The sequence below is a fragment of the Microbacterium sp. HMH0099 genome, from assembly GCF_049384025.1.
In the GTDB taxonomy this organism is placed as follows: Bacteria; Actinomycetota; Actinomycetes; order Actinomycetales; family Microbacteriaceae; genus Microbacterium.
Genome location: NZ_JBMRJR010000001.1, coordinates 505,602 through 519,147, shown reverse-complemented (window position 1 = coordinate 519,147; position 13,546 = coordinate 505,602). Strand labels below are relative to the sequence as shown.

The window sequence follows — 13,546 nt, the reverse complement described above, 5'->3', positions numbered from 1 at the left end:
CGACGCGTCGGGCACAGGCCGATCCCGACGTTCCCCGCCTGTCCTCGCGGCAACGCCTGTCCTCGACGCGGGCACCGACCGTCCGCGGCGCAGCATCGAGGACAGGCGACGCGTCGGGCACAGGCCGATCCCGACGTTCCCCGCCTGTCCTCGCGGCAACGCCTGTCCTCGACGCGGGCACCGGCCGCGACTCCGACGACGGTCGCCCCCACGGCATCCCGTCTTGACGCCCGCGAGGTCATCCCCTACCTTCGAGCAGAGTCGTGAGAGCGCTCCCACGCCGCCCGCTGCCGCCCCGCCCGGGGCGCCGGCCGCCCGTCTCCACGGTCGCGCGTCGATGGCATCATGCAAGGGGCGGTCGAGGAACGACCCTCGCGCCCACGGAAGGAACACCATGCCCCAGTCCCGTTCGTTCCCCGACGGCTTCCTGTTCGGCGCCGCCACCGCCGCCTACCAGATCGAGGGAGCGGCCTTCGAGGACGGGCGTCGCGCGTCGATCTGGGACGCCTTCTCGCGGGTGCCCGACGCCGTCATCAACGGCGACAACGGCGATGTCGCCTGCGACCACTACCACCGCTACGCCGACGACGTGCAGCTGATGAAGCGCCTCGGGCTGCAGACCTACCGCTTCTCCACGTCGTGGTCGCGCGTGCGGCCGGACGGCGGGGCGCTCAACCCGAAGGGCGTCGACTTCTACAAGCGCCTCGTGGACGAGCTGCTCGCCGCGGACATCCTGCCGTGGCTCACTCTCTACCACTGGGACCTTCCGCAGGCTCTGCAGGACCGCGGCGGCTGGACCGTCCGCGAGACCTCGGAGCGCTTCACCGAGTACGCGCTCGACATGCACGACGCCCTCGGCGACCGCGTGAACGTGTGGACGACCCTCAACGAGCCGTGGTGCTCGTCCTTCCTCAGCTACACGGCGGGCGCCCACGCGCCGGGGCACTACTCGCAGGCCGAGGGCATGCTCGCCGCGCACCACCTGCTCCTCGGCCACGGACAGACCGTCCGCGAGCTGCGCTCCCGCGACGCGTCGCTGAACCTCGGCCTCACGCTGAACCTGACCGTCGCCGAGGCCGTCGACCCGGCGGACTCCGCGGACCTGGATGCCGCCCGTCGCATCGACGGGCAGTTCAACCGCTGGTTCCTCGACCCGCTGTTCCGCGGCGAGTACCCGGCCGACATCATCAAGGACTTCCGCGACACCGACGCCGAGGCCGTCGTGCGCTGGCAGGCCGCCGTGCAGCCGGGCGACCTGGACGTCATCTCGACCCCGATCGACACGCTGGGCGTCAACTACTACCACGGCGAGTTCGTCGGCGGCACGCCGCCCGAGGTCGACCCGCCCGCGGGCGACGCCCCCACGCCCCGCCCGATCGGCAAGCCCTTCCCGGCGCACGAGAACCTGTACTGGCACGACCGCGGGCTGCCGCGGACCAACATGGGCTGGGAGGTGCAGCCCGAGGGCCTCACCCGTCTGCTGGAGCGCGTCAGCGAGGAGTACTCGGCCGCCGCCGGCGTCGCCCTCTACGTCACCGAGAACGGTGCGTCCTACGACGACGAGCCCGTCGTGGACGAGGGCGAGACGCGGGTGCACGACGACGCGCGCGTCGAGTTCGTGCGGGCGCACCTCGCGGCGGTCCTGGATGCCGTCGAGAAGGGCGTCGACGTCCGGGGCTACTTCTACTGGTCGCTGATGGACAACTTCGAGTGGGCCTGGGGGTACGCCAAGCGCTTCGGCATCGTCTACGTCGACTACGAGACGCAGGAGCGCACGGTGAAGGACTCCGGCCGGGAGTACGCTCGCATCATCGCTGAGCGCGCGCTGGTGCCCGTACCCGCGCGGTAAGCCGTGCCCGAGGGAGGGCCCATGGAGGTCGCACCGGTGCGAGGTGCCGCGACCATCGAGGAGGTCGCGGCGCGGGCCGGGGTCTCGCGCTCCACCGTGTCGCGGGTGGTGAACGGCTCCACCGCGGTGTCGCCTGCGGCGCTCGAGGCCGTCCAGCGGGCGATCGCGGAGCTCGACTACGTGCCCAACCGGGCGGCGCGCTCGCTCGCGAGCCGGCAGACCCGCGCGATCGCGCTGGTCATCCCCGAGCAGACGGACCGCTTCTTCGGCGACCCGTTCTTCGCCGCGATCGTCGCGGGCATCAGCGAGGTGATCGGCGCGTCCGACTACGTCGTCAACATGCTGATCGCCAGCGACGACGCGGACGGCAAGGCCGTCCGCTACCTGCGGAGCGGGAGCGTCGACGGGGCGATCGTCGCGTCGCACCACACGAGCGACACGTTCATGGAGCGGGTCGCCGACGTGGTGCCGGTGGTCTACGGCGGGCGGCCCGGGCGACTGCGCCCGAGCGACTGGTTCGTCGACGTCGACAACGTCCACGGCGGGCGGACCGCGACGGAGTACCTCCTCGCCCGCGGCCACCGGCGGCTGGCCACCATCTGCGGGCCGTCCGACATGACGGCGTCGATCGACCGGCTCCAGGGCTTCCACGACGCCCTCGCGGCGGCGGGCCTCCGACCGGCAGCCGTCGAGGACGGCGACTTCACCGAGGAGGGCGGAGCGGATGCCATGCGGCGCATCCTCGCGGCGGGGGAGCCGCCCGAGGGGCTCTTCGTGGCGAGCGACCTCATGGCCCGCGGCGCCTACGCGGCGCTGCAGGAGCACGGCCTCGTCGCCGGCCGGGACATCGCGGTCATCGGCTTCGACGACTCGTCGGCCGCGACCTCGGTCACGCCCGCGCTCACCACGGTCCGGCAGCCCTCCCTCGCGCAGGGCCGCCACATGGCATCCGTCCTCCTGGACATCCTGGCCGGACGCCCCACCGCCCACCGCACGATCCTGCCGACCGAGATCGTCGAGCGCGCCTCCGCCTGACGCGCGCGCCGCCCCCTCACCAGGGCGAGCGCTGCCGCGAGGACAGGGGATGCCACGGGGACAGGCTCCGGCAGCGCCGATCGTCCTGTGCTCGGTGCGCAGCCTGTCCTCGTGACGACGGACTCAGTTCGTGTCCGCGCGCCGCGGCTGCTGGTACACGTCCGGGATGTCGTCGCCGTCGGCATCCACGTCCTCGGCGAGGGCGAGCTGCTTGTAGCGCCGGTTGCGCACGAGCAGCACGGTGGAGGCGAGGACGGATGCCAGGAGCGACGCGGCCATGATCGCGATCTTCGCGTCGTCGGTGTGGACGGAGCCCTCCGGGAAGCTGAGCTCGGCGATCAGCAGCGACACGGTGAAGCCGATCCCGGCGAGCAGTCCCACGCCCGCGAGGTCGATCCACTTCAGCGCCGGGTCCAGCCGCACCTTCGTCACGAGCGTGAGCAGACGCACCCCCAGCAGGATGCCGAGGGGCTTGCCGAGCACGAGGCCGGCGACGACGCCGATGGTGACGGGGTCCGTGATCGCACGGACGAGTCCCTCGCCGCCGCCGACGGAGACGCCCGCGGCGAAGAACGCGAACAGGGGTACGGCGATGCCCGCCGACAACGGGCGGAAGCGGTGCTCGAACTGCTCGGCGAGATCCATGCCGCGATGCACCGGCTGCCGGCGCGACGGGGCGACGGGGATGGTGAAGGCCAGCGCGACGCCCGCGATCGTGGCGTGGACGCCGGACGCGTGCAGGAACGCCCACGCCGCGAAGCCGATCGGCAGCAGCACGACCCACGCGGCCCCGCCGTTGCGCGCGAACCAGGCGCGACCGCGGTGGGCGATGACGCCGTAGAGCGCGATGATCGCGGCGGAGACCGCCAGCGGAAGCAGCGAGATGTCGCTCGTGTAGAAGATCGCGATGATGGCGATCGCGATGAGGTCGTCCACCACGGCGAGCGTCAGCAGGAAGATGCGGAGGGGGCCGGGCAGGTGCGAGCCGACGATGGCGAGGACCGCCACCGCGAACGCGATGTCGGTCGCGGTGGGGATCGCCCACCCCGCCAGGAGGCTCGGCTGGGTGTGCACGATCGCGACGTAGATGAGCGCCGGGACCGCGACGCCGGCGAAGGCGGCGGTGACCGGGACGATCGCCGTGTCGAGGCGGCGCAGGCTGCCCGAGACGATCTCGCGCTTGAGCTCGAGGCCGACCAGGAAGAAGAAGACGGCGAGCAGCCCGTCCGCCGCCCAGGCGCCCAGGCTGAGCTCCAGGTGCCACGGCTCGTAGCCGACCCGGATGTCCCGCAGCGCGAAGTAGACGTCCGAGGCCGGGGAGTTGGCCCAGACGATCGCGATGAGCGCGGCGACGACGAGCAGCATGCCGCCCACGGACTCCCGCCGGAGGAGCGTGGTGACGCGATGGACCTCGGCGTAGCCGGGCCAGTGCGGAGCGCGGGCGGTGTCGTGGCTCATGAAGCCTCCAGAGGGGTCGGTCGATGAGATGTCGACCAGACTTCCCGACGCACCGGCATCCATCCTACCGGCGGGGTCCCACGCCCTCGGACCCGGTGCCGTCGTGCGGACATCCGGCCGACACGCCGCCTGCTCCCCTGACTGGGGCGGCGTGTCGCTCGCCGAGTCCGCACGACGGCTCCCGACGCGCCCCCGCCCCCCGGGGCGGCGCGCCGGGAGGGGCGCCTCAGGCGGTCAGCACCCCCGTGGACTGTGCGACGACGAGGCGGTCGCCGTCCCAGCCCACCGGCAACGGGTCGGTGATCCCCCCGATGAAGCCGCCGGTCGGACCGACGTTGCGGAACGCGAGCAGCTGCCACGCTCCGGAGCGGTCGCGGATCAGGCGACCGACGTACAGGTCGTCGTCGGTGATCGGCTGCGCGGCGGAGATGTCGAACGGACCGAGCACGCTGTCGGCCGGTACGGCCCACACGGCGCCGCGCGGGTGACGGACGCGGACCGCCTCGGTCGCCTGCGCGGGCATGCACGAGAACAGCAGCACCGCGCGGCCGTCGACCTCCTCGACCTGGGTGACCTCGAGCTGACCGAAGCCCTCGTCCGAGGGTTCGCTGACGGGCGGGCGGAGCTCCCACCGCTCGAGGTCCGGCGACACCGCGTGCGCGACGACACCGCGGCCGTTGAGCGAGCCGTGCGTGGCGCGGGCGGTCACGTACATGTGCCAGCCGTCGCCGTCCGGGTCGGCGAAGACCCACGGGTCGCGGAACGCCTCGTCGTGCCACTGGGTGGAGTCGAGGCGCTCGTAGTGGATGCCGTCGGCCTGCAGCACCGGGTTGGCCGGGTTCTTGTGCCACGTGTAGAGGTCGTCACTGGTGGCGTAGCCGACGCGCTGCACGTTGCGGCCGTCGTCGCCCAGGCGCGAGCCGGTGTAGAAGAGGAACCAGGTGCCGTCCTGGCGGCGGACCGTCGAGCCGGTCCAGGTGGCCAGCGCGTCGAAGTCGTCGACCCCGCCGCGGACGAGGGCGTCGGCGACGCGCTCCCACGACACGAGATCGGTCGAGACGGCGTGCCCGATCGACGCGCGGTAGTGGCGGTCCTCCGGGTCGTGCAGGGCGCGCGAGGCGTAGAGGAAGAACAGGTGGTACTCGTCGCCGTCGTCGGCGAACCAGAAATCCCACACGTAGGAGTCGGCGAGGTCGAACACGTCAGGCACTCTCTTTCGGTGCAGCGCTGCGCTGCAGGTCTTGTCGGGTCGGGGGGTCCATGCCCTCGCGTCCGACCGTGATCGCTGCGGCGATCGCGGCGCGGTGGAGGAGGGGTGGCAGGGAGGCGTCGTCGAGGGCGCGGACGGCGGCGCGCATGTCCTCGACGTCGCCGGAAAGGTCCAGGATGCCGTCGAGCAGCGCTCCCATGAAGGTGTCGCCGGCGCCGACGGTGTCGACGACGCGGGTCGCGACGGCGGGGATCTCGACGTGCCCGTGCGCGGTCACGCCGAGGGAACCTTCTCCGCCGTCGGTGATGACGGCGAGCCCGGCGCCGCGGGCGACCCAGGAGCGTGCGACCTCGACGGCGGGGACGCCGGGGTACAGCCACTCCGCGTCCTCCGCGCTGGCCTTCACGACGTCGCTCAGCGCGACGATCGCCTCGACGCGCGCGCGGGCGTCCTCCACGCCGGCGGTCAGCGCCGGACGGATGTTCGGGTCGTAGCTCACGAGAGCGGTGGAACGGGCGCGCTCGGCGGCGGCGCGCACCTCGTCCGCCCCGGGAGCGAGCGTGGCCGCGACGGAGCCGGTGTGGAAGATCCGGGCGGCCGGGACCTCGACGGGCGTCGGCAGCACCCAGTCGATGTCGAAGTCGTAGGCGGCATCCCCGTTCCCGTCGATCACGGCGCGGGCGGTCGCCGTGCGGGCCGGTGCCCCCGCGGAGTGCAGGGAGACCCCGGATGCCGCCAGCCACTCCTCCAGGACGCGCCCGCGCTCGTCGGGCGCGACGCGGGCCACGAGAGCGGCGCGACGCCCGAGCCGGCCGAGGGCGACCGTGACGTTGGCAGGGCTCCCGCCGGGGCGCTCGGCCGCCCCGGCGGAAGTGGTGACGATGTCGATCAGCGCCTCGCCGAGGACGACGACATCGAGCTCGCTGCTCACCCCTTGACCCCGCTCGCGGCGATGCTGCTGACGAATGCGCGCTGGAAGACCAGGAACACGATCAGCACGGGGAGGGTGATGAGGGACGTGTAGGCCATGACCTCGCCCCAGGCGGTGTTGAGCTGGAAGAAGTACTGCATGCCGACCATGACGGGACGCAGCTCCTCCTTCTGGACGACCATCAGCGGCCAGAGGTACTGGTTCCACGCCGGCAGGAAGGTGAGGATCGCCACCGTCGCGAACGCCGGACCCGACAGGGGGACGATGATGCGGCGGTAGATGGTGAACCAGCTCGCCCCGTCGATGCGCGCCGCCTCGTCGAGGGAGGTGGGGATCGTCGAGAAGTACTGCGCGAACAGGAAGATCGAGAAGGCGTTCGCGATGAACGGCACGATCTGCACCTGGTAGGTGTTCAGCCAGCCGAAGTCGTACTTCAGCACGCCGCCCTCCATGACGAGGGTGGGCAGCTGGTTGACCCAGTAGACCATCGGGACGGCGATCGTCTCGAAGGGGACGATGAGCGTCGCGATGACGAGGGCGAGGACGACGACGCGTCCCTTCCACCGCAGGCGGGAGAGGGCGAAGCCGGCGAGCGAGTTCACGATCAGGCCGAGACCCACCGTCAGGACGGTGACGAGGATCGAGTTGAACAGGAACTGCCCCACCGGCACACGCTCGAAGACGCCGAAGTAGTTGTCCAGGCTGATGTCACCCGTCGGCAGGAACGCGGCGGGGGAGTCGATGTCCTGCAGGATCTGCGCGTCGGGCTTCAGGCTCGAGACGAACATGAAGACGAGCGGGAACAGGAAGAACACGGCCAGGACCGACATCGACACGTAGGTGAGGATGCGGCCCGTCCGGCCCTCGGCCGTGCGGGTGCGCGGACGGGCGGGCGCGGCCGAGCGCGGGGAGCGGTGCGGGCGCGTGGCGCGCGACGGGCGCTCGAGGATGCCGGTCATGTCAGTTCTTCTCTCGGGTGAGCCAGCGCTGGATGAGGGCGATGATCAGCACGGCGACGAAGAACAGGAGCGAGATGGCGGCGGCATAGCCGATCTCCTGCTGCTCGTAGCCCTTGCGCACCGCGTGGAACACGACCGTGGAGGTCGAGTTGAGCGGGCCGCCCTGCGTCATGACGTCGACCTGGACGAACAGCCCGAGGGCGGCGATGGTGATCGTCACCAGGACGAAGACCATGGTGGGGCGCAGGCCCGGCCAGGTGACGTTGGTGAACTGGCGCCAGCGGCTCGCCCCGTCCATCCGGGCGGCCTCGTAGAGCTCCTCGGGGATGGTCTGCAGCCCGGCGAGCCAGATGATCATGTGGAAGCCCACGGCCTGCCAGATCGACAGCACGATGATCGCGCCGAGGGCGGTGCTCGGATCGTTCAGCCAGTCCGCGCCCTGCAGGGCGCCGAGCGTGAGCGTGTCGATCATCGAGTTGATCAGGCCGTCGCTCTGGTACATGAAGCGCCAGAGGATCGACACGACGACGATCGAGGTCACGACGGGGACGAAGAACACCACGCGGAAGAACGTCGTGCCGCGCAGGCGCTGGTTGACGAGGATCGCCAGGAAGAGGCCGAGGCCGGCCTGCACCGGGACGACCACCAAGGCGAACAGGAAGGTGTTGAGCGCCGACTGCAGGAAGACCGGGTCGGCGGTGAAGGCCCGGAGGAAGTTGTCGAGGCCGACGAACCGCGGTGGGTTCGGGGAGATGAGGCGGGCGTTCGTGAACGACAGCGTGAACGCCAGCAGCACCGGGACGATGAGGAAGAGCAGGAGGAGGACGGCGGCGGGCGCCATCATCGCCAGGCCCGCCCACGTCTCGCGGCCGCGCGCGGAGCGGAAGCGGCTCAGGGATCGACGCGGCTGCTCCGCCGCGGCGACCGGAGGTGACACGGTCATCAGGTTCTTCTTTCGCGGGGTGCGGTGGGGACCCGGGCGGGTCCCCACCGCTGACGCGGCGTCAGTTCGCGCCGTAGCCGTCGTTGGACTCGATGTTGGTGTCGATCTCGGTGACCGCGGCATCCAGGGCCGACTGCACGTCGGCGCCGTTCATGATGTCCTTGGCCGCGGTCTCGAACGTGGTCGAGATCACCGCGTACGCGGGGGTCTCGGGACGCAGCACCGCGTACTCCTTCGAGAACTCCGCGAACGGACGCAGCGCGCCGTCGGTGGAGTTGAAGTACTTCGACGCCTCGGTCGCGGCCTCGGTGGCCGGGATGACGAGCTGCTCGTCGGCGAACTGGGTGATGTACTCGTCGTTGAAGCTGAACTCGAGGTACTCGCGGGCGCCGTCCGCGTCGTTGCACGAGGACGAGATGCCCCACTGCCAGGAGCCGCCGCCGATCTTGGGCCCGTTGCCGAGGTCCGGCGGCGGGAGGATCAGCAGGTCGTCGCCGACGGCGTCCACCGCGGCGAGACCGTTCCAGACGCCCGTGTAGCTGAGGGCGACCGTGCCGTCGACGAACTCCTGGTTGCCCACCGTGCCGCCGCTGTTCGCGTACCCGTCGGTGAACAGCTTCTGGAACCACTCGCCGAACTTCACGGCATCCGGTCCGTTCAGGGCGCCGTCCGCGGAGAGCATGGTGTCGCGGTCGATGAGGTCGCCGCCGAAGCTCTGCAGGAAGGGGGAGTAGGCGTAGGGCCACCACTCGCCCTTGTCCTCGGCGCCGATGTCGATCGGGGTCTCGTAGCCGGCGGCCTTCAGCGTGGCGAGGGCGGCGTCGAACTCCGCCTCGTCCCAGGGCTCTTCGATGGACGGGATGCGGATGCCGTTGGCATCCAGGACCGACTTGCGGGCGAAGATGCCGAGGGCGGCGTCCCAGTACCCGGCCGAGTAGATCTCGCCGTCGTAGGTGCCGACCGCGGTGGGGAGCAGCTTGTCGGTGATGTCGGTGGAGATGTTCAGCGGCTGCAGGTAGTCGGCCCACGCCCAGTTCGGCATGATCGGGCCGTCCAGGTCGAGCAGGCAGGGGAGGTCGCCGGAGGCGGCGGCCGCCACGATCGCGTCGTTGTACGCGCCCTGCGGGAACGACTCGGTCTTGACCATGTAGGTGTCCTGCGAGGCGTTGAAGTCGCTGATGATCTTCTCGTAGACGGCGAGCTCGGCGGGGTTGCCCGCGGAGTGCGTCCACATCGTCAGCACGGTCTTGCCGTCCTCGGTGGTGGCACCGCCCTGACCGGCCTGACCGCAGCCGGCCAGCACCAGCGCGGCAGCGACGCCCGTGGCGGCGAGCGGGATGAAGGACTTCTTCATCGTGTTCCTTTCGGTGTGCGGCGACATCGCTGTCGCCATCGTGAGGGGCCGCGTGGGCGGCGTCAGTCCGTGGTCCTGGAGTCCCGCGCGCTGCCGAGGAGCGCGGGAGGGCCGACGGAAGCCCGACGAACGATCGGGCAGTCCATGAGGTGGGGGGAGTCGGAGGACGCCTCGCGGAGGCCGAGGGCGACCTCCATGGCCCAGCGGCCCATGGCCGCGTGAGGGAGCGAGACGGTGGTGAGCGGCGGGTCCAGCTCCGCCGCGATGAGCTGCTGGTCGTCGTAACCGACCACCGACAGGTCCTCGGGGATCCGGATGCCGTGACGGTGCGCCCACATGACGACACCGGCCGCGATGCGGTCGTTGAAGGCGAAGACGCCAGTGGGGCGCTGGTCCTCGGGGAGGCTCATGAGCGCGGCGATCGCCGCCTGGCCTCCGGCCGCGGAGGTCTGGGCGAACACGCGCAGCGCGGGGTCGGGCGTGATGCCGGCCTCGACGAGGACGTCGCGGTAGCCCTCGAGGCGCAGCTGCGCGGCGATCGGACGGTCGTCGTCGCCGTCGTCGATGTACGCGATGCGCCGGTGGCCGGCGTCGACGAGCTCCTGCGCGGCCGCGCGACCGCCGGCGTAGTCGTCGGGGACGACGGCCGGGTAGCCGCCGTTCTCGGGACGGCAGTCCAGGAACACCGTTCCGGCGGGCAGGCCCGCGGGCGCGGGGATGACCCGGTGGTACATGGAGGCGTAGACCATGCCGTCGACGCGGTGGTTGACGAGCGTGGAGATGGCGTCCGACTCGATCTCGGGGTGCCCGTCGGTGTCGACCAGGATGACGAGGCGGCTGTTCTCGCGCGCGACCTCCTGGGCTCCGGCGAGCATGCGGCCGGCGAACGGGGTCGTGGCGATCCGGTCCGAGACGAGGCCGATCGTGCCGGTCACGCGGGTGCGGAGGCTGCGGGCGATCGGGTTGGGGGAGTAGCCGACCTCGTCGGCGACGCGGCGGACACGGTCCTTGGTCTCGCTCGAGATGCGGGACTCGGCGTCGTTCAGAACGAGGGAGACGGTTGCGGGGGACACTCCCGCTGCTCGCGCGACGTCCGCGATGCGTACTCGGACCATCCGTCTCACCCCTCATTGGATAATCGATTTACCTTGCTGATAAACCGATTTATCAGCGACCGAGATCAGTGTGAGGTCTGCCGTCCCCCGCTGTCAAGTAACGGTCGCGCAACGGTGCCCCGTGGCATCCCTCGGCGCCTCTCCGCCGCCGAAGCGCCTCGCGCCGTCGACGGCCCGCGGCCCGACACCGCCCGGCCCGGGCGCGCGGCGGGGCGGCGCGGACCGAGCGGGCGGGCCGGCGGGAGGGGGGATGCCGCTAGCGCGGGTCGCCGCCCAGGGGGCCGACCGCGGGGATGGGCCCACCGTCGTCGGCACCGGTCCGGCGGGCGCGGGCGATCGCGTTGCCGAGGTGGTAGATGACGAGGGCCGCGACGGAGCCGAGCACGATCGCGCCCAGCTGGAAGTCGCCCCACTGCATCGAGAACCCGGCGATCGCGAGCACGAGGGCGACGGCGCCGGTGTACTGGTTGACCGGGCGCGAGAAGTCGACGCGGTTGTCCACCCAGATCTTGATGCCGATGATCCCGATGAGGCCGTACAGCGCGGTGGTCACGCCGCCGAGCACCCCCGGCGGGATGGTGTTGAACACGGCGCCGACCTTGGGCGACAGGCTCAGCAGGATCGCGGTCAGACCGGCGATCCAGTAGACCGCCGTCGAGTACACGCGGGTCGCGGCCATCACGCCGATGTTCTCGCCGTACGTCGTGGTGCCCGATCCGCCGAACGCGCCCGCGAGGGTGGTGGCCGCGCCGTCCGCGATGAGCGCACGTCCGGTGGAGCGGTTCACCGTGGCATCCGTCATCGCCGCGACGCCGCGGACGTGACCGACGTTCTCGGCGACGAGCACGAGCACCACCGGAAGGAACATGGCGATGACCGACCAGGTGCGGGGAGAGGCGAAGTCCGGCACCGTGAAGGTCGGCAGCCCGAGCCACGGGGCCGCGCCGACGGCGGCGAAGTCGATGAGCTGCTCGCCGGTGGTGAGCTGCAGCAGCACGGTCGCGGCGTAGCCGACGATGACGCCGAGGAAGATCGAGATGCGCCCGAAAAAGCCGCGGAACAGCACGCTGAACAGGATGACGGCGACGAGGGTGATCGTGCCGGGCAGCGGCTGCTGCTGGAAGCTCTGCCACGCGACCGGTGCGAGGTTGAAGCCGATGAGCGCGACGATCGCCCCCGCGACGACGGGCGGCATCACGCGGTCGACCCACTGCAGGCCGACGAACTGCACGAGCACACCGATGGCCGCGAGCAGCACGCCCACGGCGACGATGCCGGCGAGCGCCGAGCCCATGCCGGCGGTCGCGGTGGCCGCGGTGACCGGGGCGATGAACGCGAACGACGATCCGAGGTAGCTGGGGAGGCGGTTCCGCGTCACCAGCAGGAAGAGCAGGGTGCCCACGCCCGAGAACAGCAGCGTCGTCGAGACCGGGAAGCCGGTGAGGACGGGGACGAGGAAGGTCGCGCCGAACATGGCGATGACGTGCTGCAGACCGATGGCGACGGTGGCGCCCCAGTTCAGCCGTTCGGACGGGCCGACGACGGCCCCGGGCTCGACGGTCCGGCCGTCGCCGTGCAGCTTCCACGAGAACATGGGGCTCCTTTTCAAGGGATGGATGCCGCCGAGATCACGTGATCCCGGCGAGAGCACACGCTCCGTCGCTCCCGACCGTGTGCTCTCGGCGAGATCGCGTGATCTCGACGGCGAGGGCGGGGCGGGGCGGCCGCGGGGCGGGCGGGGCGGGTCAGGTCAGGAGGTCGAGCAGGCGGGCGTACCGCTCGCGGGTCCGCTCCACGACGTCGTCCGGCAGCGCGGGCGGCGTCCCCTGCTTGTCCCAGTGGGCGGCGAGCCAGTCGCGGACGATCTGCTTGTCGAAGCTCGCCATGCGCTCGGCCGGGGTGGTCCCGGACCGCCAGGCCGCGGCATCCCAGTATCGGGACGAGTCGGAGGTCAGCACCTCGTCGGCCAGGGTGAGGACGCCGTCGGCGTCGAAGCCGAACTCGAACTTGGTGTCGGCGAGGATGAGGCCGCGCTCCTCCGCCGTGGCCGCGGCCCGGCGGTAGATCTCGAGCGACAGGTCGCGCAGCGCGGTCGCGGTCTCCGCGCCGACGAGCTCGACGGAGCGCTCGAACGTGATGTTCTCGTCGTGCTCGCCCATCGGGGCCTTGAACGCCGGGGTGTACAGCGGCTCGGGCAGGCGGTCGCCGTCGTTCAGGCCGTCGGGCAGCGGGATGCCGCAGACCGTGCCGTGCGCCTGGTACTCCGCCCAGCCGGAGCCGGTCAGGTAGCCGCGGACGACGCACTCGATCGGCTGCATGTCGAGCGAGCGGACGAGCATCGCGCGCCCCCGCACCTCCGCGGGGACCTCGACGCCGTCGACGAGATGGTTCGGGACGGGGCGTCCGCCGTCGGCTCCGGCGAGGCGGTCGAACCACCACATGCTCAGCCGGGTGAGGAGCTCGCCCTTCCCGGGGATGCCCGGGGCGAGGACGTGATCGAATGCGCTGACGCGGTCGCTGGCGACGACGAGGAGGTGCGCCGGGTCCGCGCCCTCCGCCGTGTCGGCCGGGACGAACAGGTCGCGCACCTTGCCGGAGTAGACGTGGCGCCATCCGGGGAGCTCGAGCGGGGGAGCGGGGGTCACCCAGACATTATGGCGTCCCGCCGGGGGTGTGCACGGATCCCGGATGC

Annotated in this window: 11 protein-coding genes; 2 read left to right on the top strand and 9 right to left on the bottom strand. The window is 71.4% G+C overall.

Features of this window, described 5'->3' with window-relative positions; genetic code table 11:
- Positions 1–394: 394 nt before the first annotated feature.
- Both ACO03V_RS02250 and ACO03V_RS02245 read left to right on the top strand, forming a co-directional pair.
- Entirely contained in the window at positions 395–1,849 is a 1,455-nt protein-coding gene (locus ACO03V_RS02250) for a glycoside hydrolase family 1 protein (protein ID WP_423136449.1), read from the top strand.
- Positions 1,850–1,870: 21 nt separating this feature from the next.
- Positions 1,871–2,884, top strand: a complete 1,014-nt coding sequence (locus tag ACO03V_RS02245) for a LacI family DNA-binding transcriptional regulator (protein ID WP_423136448.1) — start codon at positions 1,871–1,873, stop codon at positions 2,882–2,884.
- 123 nt (positions 2,885–3,007) lie between these two features.
- On the opposite strand, the gene nhaA is transcribed toward ACO03V_RS02245, so the two are convergent.
- The 9 genes from nhaA to ACO03V_RS02200 all read right to left on the bottom strand — a co-directional run bounded on the left by nhaA (position 3,008) and on the right by ACO03V_RS02200 (position 13,499).
- A complete protein-coding gene (nhaA, locus tag ACO03V_RS02240; protein ID WP_423136447.1) occupies positions 3,008–4,342 on the bottom strand; it encodes a Na+/H+ antiporter NhaA in 1,335 nt (444 codons plus the stop codon).
- Positions 4,343–4,568: 226 nt separating this feature from the next.
- Positions 4,569–5,543 (bottom strand): glycoside hydrolase family 68 protein, encoded by a 975-nt coding sequence (locus ACO03V_RS02235; protein ID WP_423136446.1) that lies wholly within the window; start codon positions 5,541–5,543, stop codon positions 4,569–4,571.
- Position 5,544: 1 nt separating this feature from the next.
- Positions 5,545–6,483, bottom strand: coding sequence for a carbohydrate kinase family protein (locus ACO03V_RS02230; RefSeq protein ID WP_423136445.1), 939 nt, complete (start codon positions 6,481–6,483; stop codon positions 5,545–5,547).
- Entirely contained in the window at positions 6,480–7,442 is a 963-nt protein-coding gene (locus ACO03V_RS02225; RefSeq protein WP_423136444.1) for a carbohydrate ABC transporter permease, read from the bottom strand. Before ACO03V_RS02225 ends, ACO03V_RS02230 begins: the two co-directional genes overlap by 4 nt.
- 1 nt (position 7,443) lies before the next feature.
- Entirely contained in the window at positions 7,444–8,385 is a 942-nt protein-coding gene (locus tag ACO03V_RS02220) for a carbohydrate ABC transporter permease (protein WP_367731402.1), read from the bottom strand.
- A gap of 61 nt (positions 8,386–8,446) precedes the next feature.
- On the bottom strand, positions 8,447–9,739 hold the full coding sequence (locus ACO03V_RS02215) for a sugar ABC transporter substrate-binding protein (RefSeq protein WP_423136443.1): 1,293 nt from the start codon (positions 9,737–9,739) through the stop codon (positions 8,447–8,449).
- A 62-nt stretch (positions 9,740–9,801) separates the two neighbouring features.
- Positions 9,802–10,854 (bottom strand): LacI family DNA-binding transcriptional regulator, encoded by a 1,053-nt coding sequence (locus ACO03V_RS02210; protein WP_423136442.1) that lies wholly within the window; start codon positions 10,852–10,854, stop codon positions 9,802–9,804.
- Positions 10,855–11,110: 256 nt separating this feature from the next.
- Positions 11,111–12,448 carry a uracil-xanthine permease family protein gene (locus tag ACO03V_RS02205; RefSeq protein WP_423136441.1) on the bottom strand — a complete coding sequence of 446 codons (1,338 nt, stop codon included), beginning with the start codon at positions 12,446–12,448 and terminating at the stop codon, positions 11,111–11,113.
- 151 nt (positions 12,449–12,599) lie between these two features.
- Positions 12,600–13,499 (bottom strand): phosphoribosylaminoimidazolesuccinocarboxamide synthase, encoded by a 900-nt coding sequence (locus ACO03V_RS02200; protein ID WP_423136440.1) that lies wholly within the window; start codon positions 13,497–13,499, stop codon positions 12,600–12,602.
- Positions 13,500–13,546 lie beyond the last annotated feature (47 nt).